Genomic DNA, 22,041 nt, shown 5'->3' on the forward strand with positions numbered 1-22,041 from the left:
CTGTTTATATTGATATAAACACTATAACACTTTGAGGTGATTGAAATGATGGATGTATTATGGATGTATGTATTAGTCTTTTTATTGTCAGCAACACCGCTTATGGAAGCAATTTATATTAGCCCGATTGCCGTATTTGGAGGATTGTCATTTGCTCCTTCAGTCATTCTTGCGATAGCCGGAAATGTACTGACCGTTTTAATTGTAATCGTCTTTTTTGATAAAATTAGAGAGTGGCGCAAGAAAAAGAAGGGAGAAGAACGGTCGAGTAAAAAAGCGGCAAGAGCACAAAGGATGTGGCAAAAATATGGGTTACCTGGTTTTGCGTTGCTTGCGCCGTTTATTATCGGAAGTCACTTAGTTGCTTTCTTAGGGTTAGTATTCGGTGGTACGAAAAAAGCGGTAACGGTTTGGATGCTCATTAGTATTTGTGGTTGGAGTATCGTTCTATCTATACTGGCACTTTTCGGTATTGATGTATTAAATATTGAGCATCCTTTCCTTGAACGATTTTTTACAGAATAGGGGGGTAAAGGATGTGGAAGAGTTCAATATGGCTCATTAAAAAAGAATTGAAATTTCACAGTGGGGCATTTCTGTTAACGATGTTAGCGGCAGCCTTTATCGGTCTAATTACGATCCCGCTTTTTGATTTGTTTGCCAGGCAAATGTATGGTGGCGAAGATATCTTCTATAGCAAATTTGTGCATGATCTGATTTTTCTAGGGATCTTACCGTCTTTCTCAGCATTGTTTATGTCGGGACCTTATTTAACGTTTCGAACGATTAAAGAAGACCCTTTTGGGAAACGAATTGGTTTTTACCGGGCATTACCAATTCCAATTAGTGTCATTGCGTTAAGTCGAATAGTATTTATGCTACTGACGCTATTGACGATGTCGATCGTCTTTTATACTGTTCTTACAATCGGAATAGCAGAACCGTTCTTTCAATATGTATCTGTGGAGAATTGGATGATCTTTATCATCGCTTGGTTCGGCTATACGTTACTATTCGGAAGCTTTAACACGTTTGTTGAGTTTGGGACAAATGGGAAGATGCTTTATTTGTTTTCATTCGTCTTTCTTTTAATTTATATTGTCTTAATTTTATTGTTCCAGCATGTATATAATGTTGGTATTGTTGAATGGAGCTTTCGTTTAATTGAAGACTATGGTTGGTTCGCTGCAAGTATCTCCGTTTTAGTTGGGGGAAGCACTTGCGTGATCTTTTATCACATTTTGAAGAAACGCCTCTTAACGAGAGACTATGTGTAGGAGGCTGGAGTTATGAAGCTACCGATCGTTGTATCAGACGATAGTAAGCAACCGATTTATCATCAAATTGAAATGCAAGTGAAAACGTTAATTGTGAGTGGGCAGCTATCTGCTCATACGTTACTTCCTTCTATTCGAGCACTATCTAGTGAATTGGCCTGTAGTGTCATTACAACGAGGAGAGCGTATCAAAACCTGGAAAATGATGGGTTTATTAAAACTGTTCAAGGTAAAGGAACGTTTGTAAAGGAATTAGATCATAGTATGAAACAAAATACGAAGCAAGAAGTCATTCTTTCCGCACTACAGCAAGCCATTGAGCAAGCTGAGCTAATGGGTAGTACGAGAGAAGAAATTCGAATAGCGTTTGATCAAATTATGAATCAAAAAGGATAGTGTGGTGAGATGATGTTAAAGGTGAATCAATTAACGAAAAGCTATAAATCCTTCTCATTTGGTCCTATTGATATCGAAGTGGAGCAAGGTGCAATTGTCGCTCTAGTCGGTCCAAACGGATCTGGAAAGAGTACATTTTTCCGTTTATTAATGAATCAGGTCCATGAAGATCAAGGGGTTATCACATGGAATAACGAAAATGTAAGGTATAAGGAGACTTCTTTCAAACAGTCTGTCGGCTATGTGGGAATTGGGCTGTATAATGTATTTGAACAATTGTCCATTAAAGAATTAACATCGTTTGTCTCTTATTGGTATTCAAATTGGGATCACGAGTGGTATGAATCGTTAGTAGAGCGCTATGAAATTGATTTGAGTGAAAAGTATCGTAATTGTTCAACAGGAACGAAGAAAAAGATTGATTTTATCTTAGCGATTGCCCATCACCCATCGTTATTATTGCTTGATGAGCCTTCTTCAGGTATTGATCTCATTTCACAACGAAAGATGAAGGAAGATTTAATGGATTATATGGAAAGTGGTGCAAGGAGTATTATTATTGCGACTCATCAACAGGATGAGATTAAGCAATTAAGTGATTATATATGGTTCATTAATCAAGGACAGATTATTGATCAGTTTGAAAAGGACGAACTTCAAGAGTGCTGGGCAAGAATTTGGATATCCTCATTACCCAAGCAGCTCGAAGACCATCCAAATGTAAAATCGATTAGTCATGCGCCCTTACAAATAGTAACGGATCATCTCCCTAATGTTGAAGAAATTCTTCAGGAAAAGGATGTTCAAGTTACCCATAGACAACGATTAGAGTTAGATGAAGTGATGGAGTATTATTTTGAATAAAGCAAGGGTTTATCTAAAAGGTGAGAAATGACTTTTGGATAAACCCTTTTCCTTTACTAATTTGAAAAAAGCTTGCTAGCTTTTTCCAATGATTTCTCAATGGCAATAGGAGAATAAGAGAACCAAGGATCAGGGTCTATATAGTATACTTGTTCATTTTGAACAGCCTCAAGATTTTGCCAAAGCGTACTTTCTTCTACTTGATGAAACATCCCGCCTTCATCTCTTGCTTCTTGGTCGTAAACGAGCATGATGATGTGATCACCTGCATATTCAGGTAGCATTTCCATTGAAATTTGATCGAAGACAAACTCTTCGAACGTAGGGTCTTGTTCTAACCTGTCCTTTATGTACGTCGGAGGTGTTAAGTCTAAAGAGCGATAGATAATATGTCCTATATTTCTTCCTCCGTATATTCTGAGTACATCTTTACCAAACGTCATGAATATCGAGACAGTTTCATCCTCTGAGATCTTAGTAGCAACGTCCTCTTGTACATTAGCAGCAAGGTTATCGAGGCTTGCTATCCATTGTTCAGCTTGTTGCTCCTTCCCCAATATGGAAGCTATTTCTTTAAACTGTGCAAATACATCGCCGTACATCCATGGGACGACAACAGTTGGCGCTATTTTCATTAGTTGTTCTACTTCATCTGGATCGGAAGTAATAATAAGGTCAGGTTTTAATTCTATTATTTTTTCGATGGAGTATGGGTGACCTAAATCTGCTACTCCTTCTTGGAGATCCCCTAAGTACTCGTTATCTAATACGTGTGATGGTGCGCCAATAGGTGTTATATCTAATGCTAGCAGTGCATCTAAAAATTGGGTTGTGACAACCTTTGTCGGCTCAACAGGGATTTCAACTTCCCTACCTGTTACATCTGTATATAGCTTTGTTTCGACATTTTCAATAGCTTCGGGAGAACTACTAGAGCTCTCACTATTGCAACCTACTAATAGTAGTAATAAGAAAACCAGGAACAATTGAACTTTTGAATGCATGTTATACCCTCCGTCATTAACATTAATGATTATCATTATCATTAATGTTATACTATTTGTAACTGATTGTCTAACGCTTTTTTGCTGTACAGCAGGAACAAGTGTATTTTGTTGATAACTCAGAATGGGTTACTGGTTATGGTCCAGTAGCATATCATTTAGTGTTAGCCCAAGTGGAAGAAGCTTTACTAGGAGATTAATTTGTTTAAAGCATTAAAATAGGATATTCGGTCTATTCCCATATTCTCCACATTCCTCTATAATTTTATAGGTTCAAATGTAAAAAACAGGAGGTAATGATTAAAAATGTTGAAAAAGGTAATGATGGTTTTCGTGTCAGTCATCGTATTAGGGATAGTTTCAGGATGCTCGATCATCCATACCATCAATGGGAATGTTGGGTTAATGGAAGATTATTTAGAGGATACAAATGGGATGACGGATAAATATGTTAACTTACAGATACAATCAGAGCAGGCTTTCGAAACGGCTGAATTCGAAGAGGATGTTGTTGTATATACAGAAGAGACATTTATCCCTACACTTGAGCAACTAGTTGTTGAGTCTGAAGAATACGGTGAACAAATTGACAATGAGAGATTACAAGAAATTCATCAACTATATACTCAATCTTTGCAAATAGAGCTAGATGCAGAGTATCAATGGTTAATTGATTTAGATCCAGATCAATATATGGATACGATTCTTGAAGCAAGAGAAATTGATGACCAGTTTGTAGAACAATTAGAAGAGCTTGCCGGTGAATGGGGAATGGAAATTGAGTGGGAGTATTATGATTTGTAAGGGTAAAAACAGCCTCGTTCTACGTCGACGTAGAACGAGGCTGTTTCGTATTATTTATCAATCAAGCTAGATAATACATCATCAATGATTTGTTCATTAGCGATTGGACCTGAATAGAGCCAGCTTGTATCAGATGAAAATTCGTATACTTGATTTTGTTGGACAGCAGGGATGTTCTGCCATAATGGATCATCGAGCATTTCAGAGCCATCACTACTATCACTATTAATTAAAAATAGATAGTCAGCGTCAAGTTCAACTAATTCTTCTAATGAAATAGCTGACCAGTTTCCAGTAGCTGATTCTGAGACCTTCTCAACCGTTGCTGGAATGGTAATCCCAAGATCATCATACAAGACTGCGCCACTTGATACATTTTTGCTCACAATAAAAAATTGATTACTCGTGAGCCAAAGAGCTGCTGCTGAATTTGTCCCAATTTCGCTTGACAATTGCTCTGCTCCTTCTAGTGCCTTTGCTTCATAACCTTCTAATACTGTTGTAGCTTCTTCCTCACGATTCAACACGTCACCCAGTTGAGTAAGGGTTTCACGCCAGTTATCATTTGTTTCCTCTGCCACAACATAGGTAGGTGCAATTCTAGCATATTGCTCATATTTTCCTTCAGATACTAATTCGGCTGAGCTCATAATTAGTAAATCAGGTGAGAAGCTTGTTACGGCTTCGAAAGGTAAGTCGAATGGAATGGGTTCGACGCCTGTTAAATAGTCTTGCAAGTAGTTTTGCACACCTTCACCATCATGAATGGACCATTGTGCAATCGGAGTTACTCCTAGAGCAATTAGATGATCTTCTAAATACGAAGCAATAATGCGTTCGGGGTTAGTAGGTATGTCCACTTCATTTCCAAGCGCATCTGTTAATACATATTCGTTCGCTGAAGCTTCTTGGTGAGCATCCGGTGTTTGCTCTTGTTCAGAAGCTGGTTCATTAGCTTGGCTACACGCTGAAAGCATGATGAATAAAGGCAAAATGGCTAATAATGAAGTAATTCTGTGTTTCTTGCTCATTGTATATTTCCCCCCTGTATCTAACTGATTCTCTTAAACTATTTATTTTATTTTCATATATTTAGAAGCTGTTGTTGATTTTATAGGTGTAAATCACTATACTTTATATTGAAAATAATTCTCATTATCATAAACTTTTATAAAGGATGCGTCAAGATGGAAACAAAGGATAGGAAATCGGAGCTTTCCCCAAGTGAAGAGGTTAAGAATTTAAAGACGCGACCTGTCTTCGCTGTAAGTATACTAATTATTGGAGCGATTGCTCTTGTTTTTGGTATAGCTGTATCAATATCATTTGGTGCAGCTAGTATTGATTTGAAAACGGTCTGGACGGGAGTTTTTCAGTTTAATCCTGATTTGACCGAGCATCAAATTATTCAAGAATTACGTTTGCCACGAGCAATAGCAGCTGGATTAGTAGGAGCTTTTTTAGCCGTTTCTGGTGCGATTATGCAAGGGATGACACGCAATCCGTTAGCTTCTCCTAGTATTATGGGGGTAACAGCTGGATCTGCATTTATGATTGCGATCGCATTTGCTTTTTTCCCAGGGACATCCTATCTCGGCTTAATGATTTGGTCATTTATCGGAGCTGGATTGGGAGCAGGGCTTGTTTTTACAATTGGAAGTCTCTCAAGAAGTGGACTGACACCTGTTAAGCTAGCATTAGCTGGTGCTGCTGTAACCGCATTATTGAGCTCGATCTCCTCGATGATTGCGATTCATTTTCATGTTGCCCAGGACATTAGCTTTTGGTACGCAGGAGGCGTTGCTGGTGTGCGGTGGTTCAGTGTTCAACTCCTCATTCCAGTTGCGATCGTCGGTATTACTCTTGCTATTATTTTATCACGTTCGATAACCGTTTTAAGTTTAGGTGAAGATGTAGCAAAGGGGTTGGGACAAAGAACGAGACTAGTAAAAGTGTTGGGAACGATTGTCGTTTTACTTTTAACCGGGGCAGCGGTTTCAGTCGCTGGCACCATTGGATTTATAGGTCTAGTCATCCCGCATATCACTCGCTTCTTAGTAGGTGTAGATTATCGTTGGATCATTCCGTGTTCGGCACTGTTAGGAGCGTTGCTTTTAGTATTAGCAGATTTAGGAGCGCGCATGGTGAACCCACCATTTGAAACACCAGTAGGGGCGATTACGGCTTTAATTGGAGTGCCCTTTTTCCTTTACCTTGCTCGACGTGATGGGAGGGGAATGTAATGAAAGAAAAGAAACCGATTCTCATTATGATTCTCATTATGATCTTCATAGTTATCAGCTTTTTTGTGAGTTTGAATTTAGGATACATAAAAATTACACCGATTGATGTAATTAAGACATTATTCGGTTCAGGAACTGAAAATGATCAGCTCGTATTGTTTGAATTTCGCTTGCCAAGAATGGTCATTGCCTTGCTTATTGGTGCAGGTCTTGGTGTGTCAGGTGCGATTTTACAAGGGGTATCACAGAACGGATTGGCTGATCCAGGGATTTTAGGGATTAATGCCGGTGCAGGGTTAGCTGTTGTTCTCTTTATCTTTTTCTTCCAAGGTTCTGTTTCAGGTCTTGGTACGCTTTCGATATTTGTCATGCCAGTTGCAGCCTTAATCGGAGGCTTACTAGCAGCCTTTCTCATTTATACACTTGCTTGGAAACAAGGCGTAACACCCGTTAGGCTCATTCTTGTCGGAATTGGTGTGAATGCGGCATTTGGTGCTGCGCTTCTTATTGTTCAATTGAAGATGAATCCACAAGATTTTATGCAAGCAACGATTTGGCTTTCAGGAAGTATTTGGGGAGCGAATTGGACGTTTGTATTAACGATTTTGCCATGGATTCTCATTTTAATTCCAATTGTTATTTATAAAGCACGATATTTGAATGTTCTATCATTAGGTGATCAAGTGGCAACCGGTCTCGGGGCTGATGTTGAAAAGGAAAGAAGAATACTATTGATTCTTTCTGTTGCCCTAGCAGGCTCTTGTGTAGCGGTTGGTGGTGGAATTTCTTTCTTAGGACTTGTCGCACCGCATTTAGCACGGCGACTTGTCGGGCAGAAGTATCACGTTCTAATTCCGACAACGGCACTAATGGGAGCCCTGCTTTTATTAGTTGCTGATACGATAGGACGTAATGCCCTAGCACCGTCTGAAATACCAGTTGGGCTTGTTGTTTCGGCTTTAGGAGCGCCGTATTTTATTTATTTGTTGATTAAGGTGGATTAGTAAAGTAGTTTGATAGGATAGGCATTATAGTATAAATAAAGCTTTTAAGCTAATTGGGTTAATTTTTGAGCCGATTAGCTTTTTTGAATGCAACAAAGCTATTATTGTTGATTTGTTAAACGTTAATCGAAGGTGAACGAGTTGTATTTTAGAGAAAAGATGATGCGAATGATTTCTGTTCAAAACATCTGAATATTGTCTACCCTAACTGAAGAATGACTCATTTTAGAGCGCTTACATAAGCGATACAATGACGTTGAATAGATGATTTGAAAGGTGATTGTATCATCTATTTAAGGAATGAAAGCGTATACGCGCTTGTAGTGGTAGAGGAAATTTCTTTAAAAAACCACATGAACGAAAATGAAAAAGGGGAGAAGACAGATGAAGAAGTTATGGATGATTGTTTCACTTGCACTGATGATGATCTTAACAGCGTGTGGGGAAAATGATGATGCAAGTACAGGACCTGTTGGGGATGATAATAGCACTGGTGGCGAAGAGGTGACGGATGAAGGAACAACTGGTGAGGGTGGCGTAATCGGGATGTCCGTTCTTGATTTAGGAAATCCGTTCTTTGTTCAGTTAACAGAAGCGGTGGCTGATTTAGCGGGTGAGCATGGTTATACAGTCAACGTAAATGATCCGAGAGATGATGTGAACTCGCAAGTTGATGCGATTCAAAACTTCATTTCACAAGGTGTAGACGCGATTATCGTTACAGCGACGGACCAAGAAGTGATTAATGAAGCGATTCAAGATGCGAAGGATGCAGGTATTCCAGTAATTGCTCATACGACAAAGCTAGAGAATGCGGATGCGTGGGTTGGTGCTGATGAATATTCCATGGGTTGGGCTTTAGGTATCCAAGCAGGTGAATGGATTTTAGAAACACATGAAGGACAAGGGGGAGTCGGGATCTTGAACTTCGACCAAATTGAACAGGTTATTCAACGTAAGCAAGGTATTATTGATGGAATTCATGAACATGCACCAGATGTCGAGGTTGTCGGTGATCAACAAGCTGGAGATCCGAATAGTGGTTACGATGTGACGGAAGGGTTTTTACAAGCGAATCCAGATATGATTGGTGTGTTTGGAATTAATGATGGTGGAGCGTTAGGGGCGTATAATGCAGCTGTTGGTGCAGGTAAGGATAGTGACGTGTTTGCTGTAGGTGGAATTGATGCGGTGCCTGAAGCGGTAGAAGCGATTCGTGAAGGTGGGATTTATAAATTTACTGTTGATCAACAACCGTTTGCAACAGGTGAATCTCTAGTAGATATTGCGATGGCGCTTATTAATGGGGAAGATTTTGAGTCAGAAGTTGAAATTGAAGTGAAGGGTGTTAATGATTCAAACATTGCACAGTTTGATCAAGAGTAAGAGCAAAGGTGGGGAATCCATATCAAGGGGGTTCCCCCAGCCTTTTTATTGAATCGAGAGGTGATCACACAGATGACAAAACGAGTGATTGAAGTCGAAAATATTGTGAAGAGGTATCCAGGAACGACGGCATTAAGTGGCGTGACGATGAGTATCCATGAGGGCGAGGTTCATACAATTGCCGGGGAGAATGGTGCAGGGAAATCAACATTGATGAAAATATTAGCAGGGGCGATTTCACCGACAGAAGGAACCGTGAAAATTGGTGGAACAGTCATTGAAGAATTTTCTCCTAAAGTTTCAGCGGATAAAGGAATCGGAATTATTTATCAAGAGTTTAATTTAGTTCCGCATTTAACAGTAGAAGAGAACATTATGCTTGGAAAAGAGAATCGTCGTGGTTTATTTGTCAATAAGCAGAAGAACGTTGAGACGACAAAGCTCGCATTGAAAAGAATCGGTGCTCATTTTTCACCCAAAACGACCGTGAAAGATTTAGGAGTAGCAGAGCAGCAGTTGGTCGAGATTGCGAAGTCGATTACACAAGAAGTGAATGTTCTAATTATGGATGAGCCTACAGCTGCTTTGACAGAGGAAGAAGTAAAAAAGCTCTTCCAGCTAATCGAGCAATTAAAAAATGAAGGTGTTGCGATCATTTACATTTCACATAAGTTTGATGAGATGTTTGAAATTTCAGATCGCATTACCGTCTTAAGGGATGGGCAATATATCGCAACAAAGCCGATTGATGAATTAGATTATGAGAAATTGATTCAGTTAATGGTTGGGCGTGAGCTAGAAATGTCAACGAAAACGTCTGCCACACAAAATGATATCATCCTCAAAGTGGAGAATCTTAGCTCAGAGGATAAAATTTCAAATGTGTCCTTTGAGCTAAGAAGAGGAGAAGTATTTGGGGTAGCGGGGCTGCTTGGATCTGGTCGTACGGAATTAGCAAAAACGTTATTTGGTGTATTTCCGATTACAGGTGGTTCCTTTACGATAGATGGAAAAAAGATTGAAAACGTAAAATCGCCAGAACAGGCGATTAAGCTAGGAATTGGTTTAATTCCAGAGGATCGTAAGCAGGAAGGATTAGTATTAGATCAAGACTGTGTCAAAAATATCATTCTTCCATCCGTTAAGAAGTTTGCAAAAGGGTTATTTCTTGATGGGAAAAAGGAAAAGCGTGTGACAGCTAACTATAAAGAGAAGCTTCGCATTAAATATTATAATGGACAACTAGCAGGGCAGTTATCTGGTGGGAATCAACAGAAGCTCGTCATTGCGAAAACATTAGCAACGAATGTTGACCTTCTTATCTTTGATGAACCGACAAGAGGGGTTGATATTGGTGCCAAGCAAGAGATTTATAATTTAATGAACCAATTGTTAAGTGAAGGAAAGGCTATTATTATGATCTCTTCTGAAATGCCAGAATTACTAAATCTATCTGATCGAATAGCGGTCATGTGTGAAGGCGAAATGGCTGGGATCCTCTCACAAGAAGAGGCAACCCAGGAGAGGATCTTACAACTAGCGGCAGGTTTAGAGTTAGATAATGAGGTGAAATCATGAAAACAATCACAAATGAAAACAATCCTACACCGACAAATGAAGCAAAATCAAATAAGAAGCTGTTTAAATTAAATCAAGAAATTATTTTATTTCTTGTTTTGATTGGACTAATTATTTTCTTTTCAGTCATGTCGACGAGCTTTTTTACAACGGGGAACTTTATTAACATAACGAGACAAGTAGCAATGCTAGGTATTATTGCTGCCGGGATGGCTATGGTATTACTTATTGGAGGAATTGATTTATCAGTAGCATCGAATGTAGCACTAACAAGTGTATCGATGGGAATGCTTATTGCAGCTGGTGTTAATCCGTTTATTGCTATTTTAATAGGGATATCTATTGGGGTGTTAGTTGGGCTTATTAATGGATTGATTATTACCAAAGTTGGAATCCCTGCGTTGATTACTACATTAGGGATGTTAACGATCGTACGAGGTGTTACGTTTGTTATTACGGATGGATACCCTGTCTTTGGTTTCCCTGAAAGCATCCGTTGGTTTGGAACGGGGTTTGTGCTGGGGATTCCAGTCCCAGTTATTATGATGGTGCTCGTCTTTGTTCTTGTGTACATTCTTTTATATAAAACGTATATTGGTCGCCATATCTATGCTCTCGGTGGGAATGAAGAAGCAGCGCATTTATCGGGGATTAATACGAACAAAATTCAATTAATGGTTTATATGATGTCGGGGTTTTTCTGTTCTATTGCAGGTTTAATCTTACTAGGGCGCTTAAATTCAGGTCAACCCAATGCGCTGCAAGGGTTTGAGTTAGACGTAGTAACAGCGGTTGTTCTTGGTGGTGTGAGTATTTTCGGTGGTCAAGGTAAGTTAATTGGGGTTATTCTCGGCGTCTTAATTATGGGTGTGCTATCAAATGGGTTAGTTATTTTGAATGTCGGAGAATTCTATCAAATGGTCATTGTCGGTTCGGTTTTAATTATTGCTGTTGGGGCAGACCGGATTTTTAATAAGAAGAAAAAGTAAATTGAACAAAGCACAAGTAGGTGAGCAAGAGCCTTACTTTAAGTACACTGAAAAAGTAAAAAACGCACTTTTTCAGTGTACTTCTTACTTGTTGCTTTCTTTTTATTATAAGGAAAAATATCCCTTTTATCACATCATCTGAATTTGTCAGCAAGTAGGGCAGGTTGTATGATAATAGTAGCTTTCAAACTAGATTGAGGTGAGTCCATGTCGAAACTAAAAGTAATAGCCATTGTTTCTGTTTTGATTGTAAGCGCTATCTTATATCATCAAATGACTCAAGATGAAGCGTATGTCATTCTTTATAGTTCAGATCAAGAGCCTCTTGACTTTATGGAAAAGGAAAAGAGGGAAACATATCGTGTTGCGATGGTCCCTAAGCAGGTAGATATCCATTATTTTAATAGTGTTGAAATGGGTGCGACAGAAGCAGCTGCAAACTTAGGAGTGGAACTGATTTATCGAGGGCCTGTTATTGTGGATTCGAGGATGCAAATTGAAATTATTCAAGACTTAATAGAAGAAGGTGTGGACTTATTAGCGATTTCGGTAATTGATCCTGATAGCATACAGGATGTAATAATGGAGGCGCACAAAAAGGGGATTGAGGTAATCACGTGGGATTCGGATACTTCATCTCATTTACGAACATTTTTTATTAACATGGTGAACCCTGAGACATTAGGGCGTCATTTAATGGATACAATGGCATGGACGATAAATGAATCAGGAGATTTTGCCATTCTTGGAGGCTCTACAGGCTCGGCTAATATTCGGGAGTGGTTAAATTGGATTCAAGTTCAACATGAGGAGTTTTACCCGAATATGAATTTGATTGATATTGTGACGACAGATGATGATCCTGTGAAAGCGTATGATGAAGCTGTTTCATTAATTGAAATGAATCCGAATCTTAGAGGGGTTATTGGTACGTCATCGGTGGGTCCGCCAGCTGCCGCTCAGGCAGTAAGTGATTTAGGATTGAGTGGAGATATCCATGTTGTTGGTTTATCGTCACCGGTAGAAATGCGTCAATATTTGCTTGAGGGTTCGGCACAAATGACTACGTTGTGGAGCCCAAAGAAACTTGGATATTTAACGATTAGTCTTGCTCATCAATTATTAGAAGAAGAGTTACCGACCGATCTCCAAAATATTGCGAATGTAGGACGGATACGTTTTGATGGTGATACGGTCATTATGGGAGAGCCGATAGACTTTACTAAGGACAATGTGGATCAATATGATTTCTAAACTATTTTCAAATTTTCATAAGTCAAGATTTGCCTCAAAACTAATTATTACGTATATCATATTGACGGTTATTCCAATGGCCTTTTTGGGTTTTATTTCCTATCATCACTACACGAAATCAATTGAAGCACAGGCAGGTGAATTTTTCCCACAACTATTAAAGCAAGCAAATATGAATATAGATAAACAAATTATGGAGCTACAAAAATTGAATGAATTGTTATATAGCTCATCATCTGTTATGTCTATTTTGCGAAATGATGAATACCCGAATCAATCGACGTTATTGCGAGATAAATTTGAGATGAATACGTACTTGTCTAATGCTTATTTAAGTGGGATTCATTACGATATTATTGCTGTTTTTATTCAATCGAATAATCGTCTTTTTCATCATTCACGTGTGGACATTGTAAGTGAAGCACAATTGGAGCATGTACCAAGCTACGGTCAGCATCAAGTGACACCGTTTTTTGAAACGGACTTGCGTTTTGAAGGAGATATTCCTTTTTTGTTAATAGAAAGGGAAATTATTGATTTTGATAACCAAAAGAGTTTAGGAACGATGTTCATTGCATTGGATTTACAATTTATTGATCAGGTAGTAGAAGAAATGCGTGATGGTGGCGATATTTGGTTGATGGATCAAGACTATCGTATTCTGTACCATTCGGAACGGAATAGAATTGGTGAGCGATTTAATGAAGTAGAGAAATTGCCTGTTCAGCATGGGAGCTTTAAGACATTAACGAACGATGATAATAAGGTCATTAGTGTAAGTACGTCAGATGAGCATCAGTGGATTCTGGCTCATAGTATTCCAGCAAAGCACTTAACTGATCGGACAGACTTTGTACGTAATATTACGATTATCATTTTTATTGCTTTTGTTGTGGTCTTTGTTATTATTTCCATTCTACTAGCATGGAATGTGTCAAGACCGATTCATCGCTTAAGTCTATTAATGGGTGCTGTAGAAAGAGGCGATTTTGACATTAATATACCAAAGCATCCAAGGTCTCAAGATGAAGTAGCTGTATTAACGAGGAGCTTTCATTCAATGGTTACGAGAATAAAAGAATTAATTAGAAGCAATTATCAAACAGCTCTTAGGCAAAAGGAAGCTGAATTGTATGCATTGCAATTTCAAATCAATCCGCATTTTATGTATAACACGCTAGAGACGATTAGTATGATGGTCGAAGAGGACGATAAGGAAACGGTTGTTGAAGTCGTGTCCATTTTAGGAAAAATGCTCCGTTATTCATTGAGTAACAAGGAGGAAGCGGTGTTAGTTGCAACAGAGGTTGATCATATTAGAGATTTCCTCACGATCCAAAAATATCGATTTGAAGATCGACTTTCCTTTTCGATTGAACAGAACATAGATGGTCAACAATACTTCACCCCGAAATTTATCTTGCAACCAGTTGTTGAGAACGCTGTCAAATATACAATCGAGGATAAAGAGGAAGCGATCGTCCATGTCTCCGTTAAAAAAGTAGGCGATGAAATCGTGTTTTCTGTACGTGATAATGGACCAGGAATATCACCTGAGAAGTTAATTGAATTAGAGAAACAATTAAAGGCTGAATTAATGCTAAAAAAGGACTCGAGCTTTGGTCTGAAAAATGTCCATGCGCGTATTGTGATGATGTATGGGGAGTCATATGGACTTCGAATTCATAGTGAAGTAGGAGAAGGGACTGATATCACCATAGGTATTCCTATCGTCAGGTATTTGGGAGAAGGAGGTTCTGAAGAATGAATCGTATGAACGTCATCGTTGTTGAAGACGAAGCACGTATTCGAAGAGGGATAGAACGTCTTATTGAACAAAATCAAAATGAGTGGTCGGTTGTTGGAAGCTATGCTGATGGTCAGAAGGCATTCGATGGAATTCGCTCAACCAATGTAAGTTTTGATGTTCTCATTACTGATATCAAAATGCCTAAAATGGATGGATTGCAGTTGATAGAATCCTTAAAAAAGGAGCAATTTGTTTTCTTACCTGTTATTATAAGCGGATTTGATGATTTTAATTTTCTGCAGAATGCAATTCGTCAAGGTGCTGTTGATTATATGTTGAAGCCGATCAATCGCATGACATTTGCAGAGCAGTTAGAAAGGCTGAAAGGAAAAGTTGTGGAGATGAAGGGGCAGATTGAACTAGATGATCAAGTCATATATTCGCGACAGATACAGAAGCTTAGTGAGTTAATATGGATGAAGGAAACCGATTTATCGCAGTTACAATGGGTGAAGCAGTTTCCAAACGGAACGTATACATTGGCTTATATAAGTATGGATGATCCTCAATTGAATAAGCATGAGGATAAAGAAGAGCAAGCAAAGAAACTTGAAGCTATTGAAAAAGAGCTTGATCACTTGAGAGTGTCGCAGCTTGACCATTCAAAGTTTTGGTGGTGGCGCGGAGATCATTTGAGTTACTGGATATTGTTGATGGAGGTAGTGGAGTCTGAAAGTCAAAAGGAGTATATGAATCAACTCCATCAATCGTTACAGAAACAAGGATCATTGTCTGTTGCGTTAAGTGATTCTTTTGAGGAATTATCCTTAATTCCTGTTATTAGGGATCAGCTTCTTTCAAGGATTCAAATGCGTTTAGTATTAGGGGGTAATCGAATATTCTCACCTGGTACACTGGAATCGCTTCATGACCCAAACGATGAGAGTGTCATACCGAATGATCTCTATCAGATGGTGCAACACTTGTCTGTAACGATTGAGAAAGTTGACTTGGTACAAATGGACAAAATGCTAGCGCGATTCTTTGTCAATTTACAACAATGTGAATCCGCTCATGTTGTGATGAAGGTTGTACAATTTTATATTACAACGGTTTACAATCAGGTAGTATCGAACTATGAATGGAAGTCAAGTCCTCTTGAGGATGTCTTATATCAGATAAAAAAAGCAGCGAATTTCGAAGAATTGAAATCGATTGTACTGAATTGGACGAGAGCCATCATTAAGTCTAAATCAATGAGCGAGAATGAATGGAGTCCGATAGATAGGGCGAAGGAATGGATTATCGATCATTTGCATGAGAATATAACGATCTCAAAAGTAGCAGAGCAAATTCATATGAATCCAAACTACTTTTGTGAAGTATTTAAAAATGAAACAGGGGAAACGATTTTAGACTTTGTAACGAAGAAGAAAATGGTGAAGGCGAAGCAATTATTAATACAAACAGATAAAAAAGTCTATGATATCGCGACAGAGGTTGGTTATAAGGATACGAAATACTTTAGTCGGTTATTTAAGCAATATATGGGGGAGGTACCTTCAAGGTATCGTGAGTTGCAAAAGAATGTGTGAAGTGTTGAAGGGTGTTTAGAAGAGGGATCTTTTATAAACACTCTTTCTTTAGGTTCATTTTAGTTGATCTGGTTTTACTTGTATTGGTAAGTCTGTTCTTAAATTATATTTAGATCAATCACACATGTAAGACTTTTGTCATAATTTCTTTTTGATATGTTATAAAATATGCACAAAGAACGGCTAGATTAGTATCTGATTCGTATGTTTTATTCATTGTACACTGTATTTATTCTTGTATGTGACATGACATTAAGGGGGAAATACGTTTCCTTGACAAACAAGATTGAAAAATGATGTTAGATAATATCACATCATCATTGAAGGCTGTTCCAAACCTCCGTTATACTAAACCACATTGTTAGAGTTTTTGACATTCATTCATGTTGAAGGATGGATAGATGAATTTAAATTTGGAGGTTTGGTCATGTTAACACCCATAACTGGATACTTAATTTTGCTAATATTCGGAATTTTCTTTACTACTCTCACAATTGTCATGCAGAGAAGGCGTAAGACGGCGATGACAGCTGAACAATTCAGTACAGCTGGTCGTAGTGTTGGAGTGGGTCTAGCAAGTGCCTCGATTATCGCGGCTTGGACATGGGCTGCGACATTGATGATGTCCTCTTCAACAGGGTTTCAATATGGAATTAGCGGTCCGTATTGGTATGCAGCTGGAGCGTGTATTCAAGTGCTGCTATTTGCGATTGTGGCGATTCATTTAAAGAGAAAGGCACCTAAGGCTCATACGTTTTTGGAGTTTATTGGAAAGCGTTTTGATAAGAAAAACCACAAATTAATGATGGTGTTTGCGTTAATGACAAACATTATTGTTACGTCAATGGTTATTTTAGGTGGAGCGATTGCTCTTAATTCATTAACGGGGATGAATATTTACATAGCTGCTTTATTAATTCCGATCACTTTCACGATTTATACGATGATTGGGGGATTAAAGGCTTCTTTTATTGCTGATTATTTAAACACAGTCATGATTTTTGTTATTTTAACGATCTTTGCAACGGTTGTGTATTTGAATTTTGGTGTGACGACAGTTTATGAAGGGTTACGTTCGTTACCGGAATCACAACAGATGCTGACTATGGCTTCTATTCCTGGATTGTTGTTTGGGATGATAAACATTATTGGTAATTTTGGTACAGTATTTGTCGATCAATCCTATTGGCAGCGTGCGATTGCGAGTAAGGATAGTGCCGCATCAAAAGCATATATTTATGGGGGGATAGCTTGGTTTGCGATTCCATTCTCGATCGCGACGTTTTTAGGGGTGACTGCAGCTGGTTTAGGGATTAACGTCACAGATCCAGACGCATCTGCACCATTAATGGCTGCTCATTTACTAGGAACAGTTGGATCTATCTTATTCTTAGTTATGCTATTTATGGCAGTTATGTCTACTGGAGCAGCAGAATTAACGGCGATTACGAACATTATTGTCACAGATATTTATCGTAAGTCAATTAACCCTACTGCTACAAGTCAACAAACATTAAAGGTTTCAAGGATTGTCACATTAAGCTTTGGCTTAGCGATGGGAGTATTCTCGGTACTGCTCTTTAACATTGGAATTGGTTTAGGGTTTGTTTATATGGCTATGGGTATATTCGTAAGTGGGGCCGTTATTCCGTTAACATTAGGATTACTATGGAAGAGGACGACAAATACAGGGTGCTTCTACGGTGCGCTAGTTGGGATGGTTTCGGGTGTGACCGTGTGGTTTTCATATGCATATGGCACATATGGAGTAGTTAGTGTTGACTCGCTTGGACAACTACATTCGATGTTGTTCGGTAATGTAACGGTATTCTTAGTTAGTGGTTTGATTGTAGTGGGCCACTCATTAATGAAGAAGGAAAGCTTTGATTTTGAAGCAATGAAAGATCAATTTAAGAGCTTTGATGAGGAGAATGAAGAGTTGATTCAAACGGCAGCGAGTAGAAAGGAAGTCGTCTAATGACAGGAGATAAACAATTACTAAAAGATGCTAAGATGTGTACACGCTGGGCTTTAGGGTTAACATTTGTTTTGATTTTTGTGTTTCCAGGTGTGATGTTTCTAACGGGGTATAATTATACATTAGCCTTCTTTACAGGATGGACGTATTTAGCATATGGCTGGTTAATAATAGCAGGGTTGTATATTACGATTCGTCCTTGGGTAGAGCTTTATTTAGAGAAGAAGAAAGCGGAGCAATAGGTACGAATTAAGATAAGTGGTGTCTCGATGAATGGTGAGGCATCCTTTTTTTCAAAATAAGCATGAATGGTGTTAGGTTATCTTTCTCTATATGAGACAAACATGAATAGAAGTGTAGTATATTAGAAAATGAATAACAAATGAATTTAATTGAATAATCGGAAAAAAGAGAGGTGAGAGTCATGAAGTTGACGTCGAGGGAGATGGAGAAGCTAATGATTGTAGTAGCGGCGGACCTGGCAAGACGCCGTCAAGCACGTGGTTTGAAGCTGAATTACCCTGAAGCTACAGCTGTTATAACATACGAAGTTCTTGAAGGGGCACGTGATGGGAAATCCGTAGCGGAGCTTATGCAATATGGGACGAAAATTCTGTCGAGAGAGGATGTCATGGAAGGGATTCCGGAAATGATTTCCGATATTCAAGTAGAAGCGACATTTCCAGATGGGACAAAGCTTGTCACCGTCCATAATCCAATACGTTAAGTGGAGGCGATACTTATGATACCAGGAGAATATCAATTAAACAGAGAGCCTATTTCTTGTAATGATAACAAAAGCATTATCAAGGTTCTTGTATTAAATAAAGGAGACCGACCTGTGCAAATTGGATCGCATTTTCATTTCTACGAGGTCAATTCGTATCTTCATTTTGAGAGAGAGAAAACGAAAGGATTTCATTTAAATATCCCTGCAGGGACAGCTGTTCGCTTTGAGCCGGGTGATGAGAAGGAAGTGGAGCTGGTGGCGTTCTCAGGTGAATTAAAGATATTTGGGTTGAATAATAAAACGAATGGATCGTTAAAAAAGGAGGCTAAGTAGATGAGCTTTCAAATGCCTAGAAAGCAATATGCTGATATGTTTGGTCCGACTGTTGGAGATGCCATTCGTTTAGCTGATACAGAGCTCTTCATTGAAATAGAAAAGGATTACGCTACTTATGGTGATGAAGTGAAGTTTGGTGGAGGTAAAGTTATACGCGATGGGATGGGACAGCACCCTTTGGCGACACGTGAGGAAAGTGTCGACCTCGTTTTAACCAATGCTACCATTGTCGATTACACGGGTATTTACAAAGCGGACATTGGTGTGAAGGATGGCTACATTGCGGCAATTGGGAAAGCTGGAAATCCCTATTTAATGGATGGTGTCGATATCGTTGTTGGAGCAGCGACTGAAGTCATTGCTGCAGAAGGAAAGATCGTTACAGCAGGTGGCATTGATGCGCACATACACTTTATTTGTCCGCAACAAATTGAGACCGCGCTGTCATCGGGGGTAACGACGATGATAGGAGGAGGAACTGGCCCGGCGACAGGGACAAATGCAACGACTTGTACTCCTGGTCCATGGAATATTTATCGTATGCTACAAGCAGCAGAAGAGTTTCCGATGAACCTCGGCTTTTTAGGGAAAGGGAACAGCTCTGGAAAGGATGCGATTCGTGAACAAATTGAAGCGGGGGCTGTTGGGCTAAAGCTTCATGAGGATTGGGGAACTACAGCAGCTTCAATTGACACATGCTTATCAGTTGCCGATGAGTACGATGTTCAAGTAGCAATACATACAGATACGCTTAATGAAGGTGGATTTGTCGAGGATACGTTAGCGGCGATTGATGGGCGTGTCATTCATACGTATCATACAGAAGGTGCTGGTGGAGGGCATGCTCCAGATATTATTAAGGCTGCTGGATATTCAAACATTTTACCGTCATCCACGAATCCTACGAGACCATTTACGGCCAATACGCTAGAGGAGCATTTAGATATGCTAATGGTCTGTCATCATTTAGATCCGAGTGTGCCAGAGGACATCGCTTTTGCCGATTCACGAATTCGCAAGGAAACGATTGCAGCTGAAGACATTTTACATGACCTTGGTGTATTCAGCATGATTTCGTCTGATTCTCAAGCGATGGGACGAGTCGGTGAAGTGATCAGTCGTACATGGCAAACGGCAGACAAGATGAAGAAGCAGCGTGGGAAGCTTAAAGGTGATGAAGGTGTAGGTGATAACCATCGTGTAAAGCGTTATATTGCCAAATATACGATTAATCCAGCAATTGTTCATGGTATTTCTGATTATGTTGGTTCGGTTGAAGTTGGTAAGCTAGCTGATTTGGTCGTTTGGAGTCCTGCTTTCTTCGGTGTGAAGCCTGACCTCATCCTAAAGGGCGGATTGATCGCTCATAGTATTATGGGTGATCCGAATGCAAGTATTCCTACACCGCAGCCTGTTCTTTATCGTCCAATGTTTGCTTCGTTCGGGAAAGCAAAATTTAAAACAGCGATAACGTTTGTTTCGAAGGCTGCAGCTGATGCAGGTATCAAGGAAAAGCTAGGCTTACAGAAACAAATTAAACCAATTAATAATGTGCGTAACATTTCGAAAAAGTCGATGATGTTGAATGATGAAACACCAGAAATTGAAGTTGATCCACAAACGTATGAAGTAAAGGTTGATGGAGAGCTCATTTCATGTGAGCCAGTTGACGAAGTTCCGATGGCGCAACGTTATTTCTTATTTTAAAGGAGGGAATCGAATGATTATAGAAAGTATTGTGGGAAATGTTACAACAATGGAAAAGCGTGCACCACATATTGAGCGTGTTTACATGGAAAGTGATGATTTAGTTAAACGAATTCAACGGGTCGTAACCGACCACGGTAAGGAACTTGGGATTCGTCTAAAGGAAAATCGAGAGCTTGTTGACGGTGATATATTGTATTTGGATGAAAAAAATATGATCGTTGTATCTGTTACCGAGGATGATTTATTAGTTATTCAGCCTACATCTATTCAGCAGATGGGGGATATTGCACATCAGTTAGGAAATCGACATTTACCTGCCCAGTTTGAAGGAGACGAGATGCTTGTTCAATATGATTATTTAGTGGAAGAACTTTTGCGGCAGCTTGAAATTCCTTACAAACGGGAGAATCGTAAGGTGAAACAAGCCTTCCGTCATATAGGGCATAGTCATGACTAATCAGTTGTTTCCCCTTTTACAGTTGAGTGATTCTAACTTTCCATCGGGTGCTTTTTCGCATTCGTTTGGTCTAGAAACGTATATTCAAGAGGGGGTTATTGCCGACACGGAAAGCTTCAAGCAGGCATTAGTGATTTATGTAGAAAAGCAGCTAAAGTATATTGATGGTTTAGCGTGTAGGTTAGGATATGAGGCTTTACGAACAGACGATTTTTCGTCATTTTTTGAGCTAGACCAATTGTTGCATGTATCATGTTTGGCAGAGGAAACAAGACTTGGTAATAAACGAATTGGTGAGCGGATGGCGAAGTTGTGTTATGAGCTGTATCCATCTGAAGCTCTTTTGAAATATTTAATGTTCTTAAAAGAAAAGCAAGCTCATGGCCATTCAGCACTCGTATTTGCAACGGTGGCCTATGAATTACAATTAGACATTGAAACAGCAGTTGAAACGTATTTATTTACGACTTTATCTTCATTAGTGCAAAACGCAGTAAGGGGCATTCCTCTTGGACAAACAGATGGTCAACGTATATTAGTTGAGCTTCAAACGGATTTGAAAAAAGTGGTTGAAGGCATATTTTCATTAACAATAGATGATTTAGGTGCGATAAGTCCAGGTTTGGAAGTGGCGCAAATGTGTCATGAACGTTTGCATGTACGTTTATTTATGTCTTAGTAAAGAG

22 protein-coding genes are annotated in these 22,041 nt (G+C 39.1%); 20 read left to right on the forward strand and 2 right to left on the reverse strand.

What is annotated here, in order from left to right; translation table 11 throughout:
• The first annotated feature begins 48 nt into the window (after positions 1-48).
• The 4 genes from MW695_RS10410 to MW695_RS10425 are packed head-to-tail and all read left to right on the forward strand — an operon-like array spanning position 49 to position 2,537.
• Positions 49-525, forward strand: a complete 477-nt coding sequence (locus MW695_RS10410) for a small multi-drug export protein (RefSeq protein ID WP_247105248.1) — start codon at positions 49-51, stop codon at positions 523-525.
• Positions 526-536: 11 nt separating this feature from the next.
• Positions 537-1,277, forward strand: a complete 741-nt coding sequence (locus tag MW695_RS10415) for a hypothetical protein (protein ID WP_247105249.1) — start codon at positions 537-539, stop codon at positions 1,275-1,277.
• Positions 1,278-1,289: 12 nt separating this feature from the next.
• Positions 1,290-1,673: a GntR family transcriptional regulator gene (locus MW695_RS10420; protein ID WP_247105250.1), complete on the forward strand. Its 384-nt coding sequence runs from the start codon at positions 1,290-1,292 to the stop codon at positions 1,671-1,673.
• 9 nt (positions 1,674-1,682) lie between these two features.
• Positions 1,683-2,537 (forward strand): ATP-binding cassette domain-containing protein, encoded by an 855-nt coding sequence (locus MW695_RS10425; RefSeq protein ID WP_247105251.1) that lies wholly within the window; start codon positions 1,683-1,685, stop codon positions 2,535-2,537.
• A gap of 56 nt (positions 2,538-2,593) precedes the next feature.
• Here the strand turns inward: MW695_RS10425 and MW695_RS10430 are convergent, their stop codons facing one another.
• Entirely contained in the window at positions 2,594-3,541 is a 948-nt protein-coding gene (locus tag MW695_RS10430; RefSeq protein ID WP_247105252.1) for an ABC transporter substrate-binding protein, read from the reverse strand.
• 306 nt (positions 3,542-3,847) lie between these two features.
• Here MW695_RS10430 and MW695_RS10435 point away from each other — a divergent pair, with 306 nt between their 5' ends.
• Entirely contained in the window at positions 3,848-4,345 is a 498-nt protein-coding gene (locus tag MW695_RS10435) for a hypothetical protein (protein WP_247105253.1), read from the forward strand.
• A gap of 50 nt (positions 4,346-4,395) precedes the next feature.
• Here MW695_RS10435 and MW695_RS10440 read toward each other — a convergent pair whose 3' ends face one another.
• Positions 4,396-5,376 (reverse strand): ABC transporter substrate-binding protein, encoded by a 981-nt coding sequence (locus tag MW695_RS10440; RefSeq protein WP_247105254.1) that lies wholly within the window; start codon positions 5,374-5,376, stop codon positions 4,396-4,398.
• Between the two features lie 156 nt (positions 5,377-5,532).
• Between MW695_RS10440 and MW695_RS10445 the strand changes: the two genes are divergently transcribed.
• The 15 genes from MW695_RS10445 (at position 5,533) to MW695_RS10515 (ending at position 22,034) form a co-directional block, all read left to right on the forward strand.
• Complete coding sequence (locus tag MW695_RS10445) at positions 5,533-6,588, forward strand: FecCD family ABC transporter permease (protein ID WP_247105255.1); 1,056 nt, start codon at positions 5,533-5,535, stop codon at positions 6,586-6,588.
• The gene (locus MW695_RS10450; protein ID WP_247105256.1) at positions 6,588-7,592 is read left to right on the forward strand and encodes a FecCD family ABC transporter permease; all 1,005 of its coding nucleotides are present in this window, start codon (positions 6,588-6,590) and stop codon (positions 7,590-7,592) included. The genes MW695_RS10445 and MW695_RS10450 overlap by 1 nt, the downstream gene beginning before the upstream one ends.
• 384 nt (positions 7,593-7,976) lie before the next feature.
• A complete protein-coding gene (locus MW695_RS10455; protein ID WP_247105257.1) occupies positions 7,977-8,978 on the forward strand; it encodes a sugar ABC transporter substrate-binding protein in 1,002 nt (333 codons plus the stop codon).
• A 72-nt stretch (positions 8,979-9,050) separates the two neighbouring features.
• On the forward strand, positions 9,051-10,556 hold the full coding sequence (locus MW695_RS10460; RefSeq protein WP_247105258.1) for a sugar ABC transporter ATP-binding protein: 1,506 nt from the start codon (positions 9,051-9,053) through the stop codon (positions 10,554-10,556).
• Positions 10,553-11,545 carry an ABC transporter permease gene (locus MW695_RS10465; RefSeq protein ID WP_247105259.1) on the forward strand — a complete coding sequence of 331 codons (993 nt, stop codon included), beginning with the start codon at positions 10,553-10,555 and terminating at the stop codon, positions 11,543-11,545. The genes MW695_RS10460 and MW695_RS10465 overlap by 4 nt, the downstream gene beginning before the upstream one ends.
• Positions 11,546-11,752: 207 nt before the next feature.
• A complete protein-coding gene (locus MW695_RS10470) occupies positions 11,753-12,799 on the forward strand; it encodes an autoinducer 2 ABC transporter substrate-binding protein (protein WP_247105260.1) in 1,047 nt (348 codons plus the stop codon).
• Entirely contained in the window at positions 12,789-14,567 is a 1,779-nt protein-coding gene (locus MW695_RS10475) for a cache domain-containing sensor histidine kinase (RefSeq protein ID WP_247105261.1), read from the forward strand. The genes MW695_RS10470 and MW695_RS10475 overlap by 11 nt, the downstream gene beginning before the upstream one ends.
• On the forward strand, positions 14,564-16,144 hold the full coding sequence (locus MW695_RS10480; RefSeq protein ID WP_247105262.1) for a response regulator transcription factor: 1,581 nt from the start codon (positions 14,564-14,566) through the stop codon (positions 16,142-16,144). Before MW695_RS10475 ends, MW695_RS10480 begins: the two co-directional genes overlap by 4 nt.
• A 427-nt stretch (positions 16,145-16,571) precedes the next feature.
• Positions 16,572-18,122 (forward strand): sodium:solute symporter family protein, encoded by a 1,551-nt coding sequence (locus MW695_RS10485; protein ID WP_247105263.1) that lies wholly within the window; start codon positions 16,572-16,574, stop codon positions 18,120-18,122.
• On the forward strand, positions 18,122-18,364 hold the full coding sequence (locus tag MW695_RS10490) for a hypothetical protein (RefSeq protein ID WP_247105264.1): 243 nt from the start codon (positions 18,122-18,124) through the stop codon (positions 18,362-18,364). Before MW695_RS10485 ends, MW695_RS10490 begins: the two co-directional genes overlap by 1 nt.
• A 182-nt stretch (positions 18,365-18,546) precedes the next feature.
• Positions 18,547-18,849, forward strand: a complete 303-nt coding sequence (locus tag MW695_RS10495) for an urease subunit gamma (protein WP_247105265.1) — start codon at positions 18,547-18,549, stop codon at positions 18,847-18,849.
• 15 nt (positions 18,850-18,864) lie between these two features.
• Positions 18,865-19,185, forward strand: coding sequence for an urease subunit beta (locus MW695_RS10500; RefSeq protein ID WP_247105266.1), 321 nt, complete (start codon positions 18,865-18,867; stop codon positions 19,183-19,185).
• Positions 19,186-20,895: an urease subunit alpha gene (gene ureC / locus MW695_RS10505; RefSeq protein WP_247105267.1), complete on the forward strand. Its 1,710-nt coding sequence runs from the start codon at positions 19,186-19,188 to the stop codon at positions 20,893-20,895.
• Positions 20,896-20,908: 13 nt separating this feature from the next.
• Positions 20,909-21,355: an urease accessory protein UreE gene (gene ureE / locus MW695_RS10510; RefSeq protein ID WP_247105268.1), complete on the forward strand. Its 447-nt coding sequence runs from the start codon at positions 20,909-20,911 to the stop codon at positions 21,353-21,355.
• On the forward strand, positions 21,348-22,034 hold the full coding sequence (locus tag MW695_RS10515) for an urease accessory protein UreF (protein ID WP_247105269.1): 687 nt from the start codon (positions 21,348-21,350) through the stop codon (positions 22,032-22,034). Before ureE ends, MW695_RS10515 begins: the two co-directional genes overlap by 8 nt.
• Positions 22,035-22,041: the final 7 nt, after the last annotated feature.

The organism is Halalkalibacter sp. APA_J-10(15), from assembly GCF_023017105.1.
Classification (GTDB): Bacteria; Bacillota; Bacilli; order Bacillales; family Bacillaceae_D; genus Halalkalibacter.

Bases quoted from the DNA above. Each gene is read 5' to 3' on its own strand.
- MW695_RS10410 (WP_247105248.1), top strand. From the start codon at position 49: ATGGATGTATTATGGATGTATGTATTAGTCTTTTTATTGTCAGCAACA.
- MW695_RS10415 (WP_247105249.1), top strand. From the start codon at position 537: ATGTGGAAGAGTTCAATATGGCTCATTAAAAAAGAATTGAAATTTCAC.
- MW695_RS10420 (WP_247105250.1), top strand. From the start codon at position 1,290: ATGAAGCTACCGATCGTTGTATCAGACGATAGTAAGCAACCGATTTAT.
- MW695_RS10425 (WP_247105251.1), top strand. From the start codon at position 1,683: ATGATGTTAAAGGTGAATCAATTAACGAAAAGCTATAAATCCTTCTCA.
- MW695_RS10430 (WP_247105252.1), bottom strand. From the start codon at position 3,541: ATGCATTCAAAAGTTCAATTGTTCCTGGTTTTCTTATTACTACTATTA.
- MW695_RS10435 (WP_247105253.1), top strand. From the start codon at position 3,848: ATGTTGAAAAAGGTAATGATGGTTTTCGTGTCAGTCATCGTATTAGGG.
- MW695_RS10440 (WP_247105254.1), bottom strand. From the start codon at position 5,376: ATGAGCAAGAAACACAGAATTACTTCATTATTAGCCATTTTGCCTTTA.
- MW695_RS10445 (WP_247105255.1), top strand. From the start codon at position 5,533: ATGGAAACAAAGGATAGGAAATCGGAGCTTTCCCCAAGTGAAGAGGTT.
- MW695_RS10450 (WP_247105256.1), top strand. From the start codon at position 6,588: ATGAAAGAAAAGAAACCGATTCTCATTATGATTCTCATTATGATCTTC.
- MW695_RS10455 (WP_247105257.1), top strand. From the start codon at position 7,977: ATGAAGAAGTTATGGATGATTGTTTCACTTGCACTGATGATGATCTTA.
- MW695_RS10460 (WP_247105258.1), top strand. From the start codon at position 9,051: ATGACAAAACGAGTGATTGAAGTCGAAAATATTGTGAAGAGGTATCCA.
- MW695_RS10465 (WP_247105259.1), top strand. From the start codon at position 10,553: ATGAAAACAATCACAAATGAAAACAATCCTACACCGACAAATGAAGCA.
- MW695_RS10470 (WP_247105260.1), top strand. From the start codon at position 11,753: ATGTCGAAACTAAAAGTAATAGCCATTGTTTCTGTTTTGATTGTAAGC.
- MW695_RS10475 (WP_247105261.1), top strand. From the start codon at position 12,789: ATGATTTCTAAACTATTTTCAAATTTTCATAAGTCAAGATTTGCCTCA.
- MW695_RS10480 (WP_247105262.1), top strand. From the start codon at position 14,564: ATGAATCGTATGAACGTCATCGTTGTTGAAGACGAAGCACGTATTCGA.
- MW695_RS10485 (WP_247105263.1), top strand. From the start codon at position 16,572: ATGTTAACACCCATAACTGGATACTTAATTTTGCTAATATTCGGAATT.
- MW695_RS10490 (WP_247105264.1), top strand. From the start codon at position 18,122: ATGACAGGAGATAAACAATTACTAAAAGATGCTAAGATGTGTACACGC.
- MW695_RS10495 (WP_247105265.1), top strand. From the start codon at position 18,547: ATGAAGTTGACGTCGAGGGAGATGGAGAAGCTAATGATTGTAGTAGCG.
- MW695_RS10500 (WP_247105266.1), top strand. From the start codon at position 18,865: ATGATACCAGGAGAATATCAATTAAACAGAGAGCCTATTTCTTGTAAT.
- ureC (WP_247105267.1), top strand. From the start codon at position 19,186: ATGAGCTTTCAAATGCCTAGAAAGCAATATGCTGATATGTTTGGTCCG.
- ureE (WP_247105268.1), top strand. From the start codon at position 20,909: ATGATTATAGAAAGTATTGTGGGAAATGTTACAACAATGGAAAAGCGT.
- MW695_RS10515 (WP_247105269.1), top strand. From the start codon at position 21,348: ATGACTAATCAGTTGTTTCCCCTTTTACAGTTGAGTGATTCTAACTTT.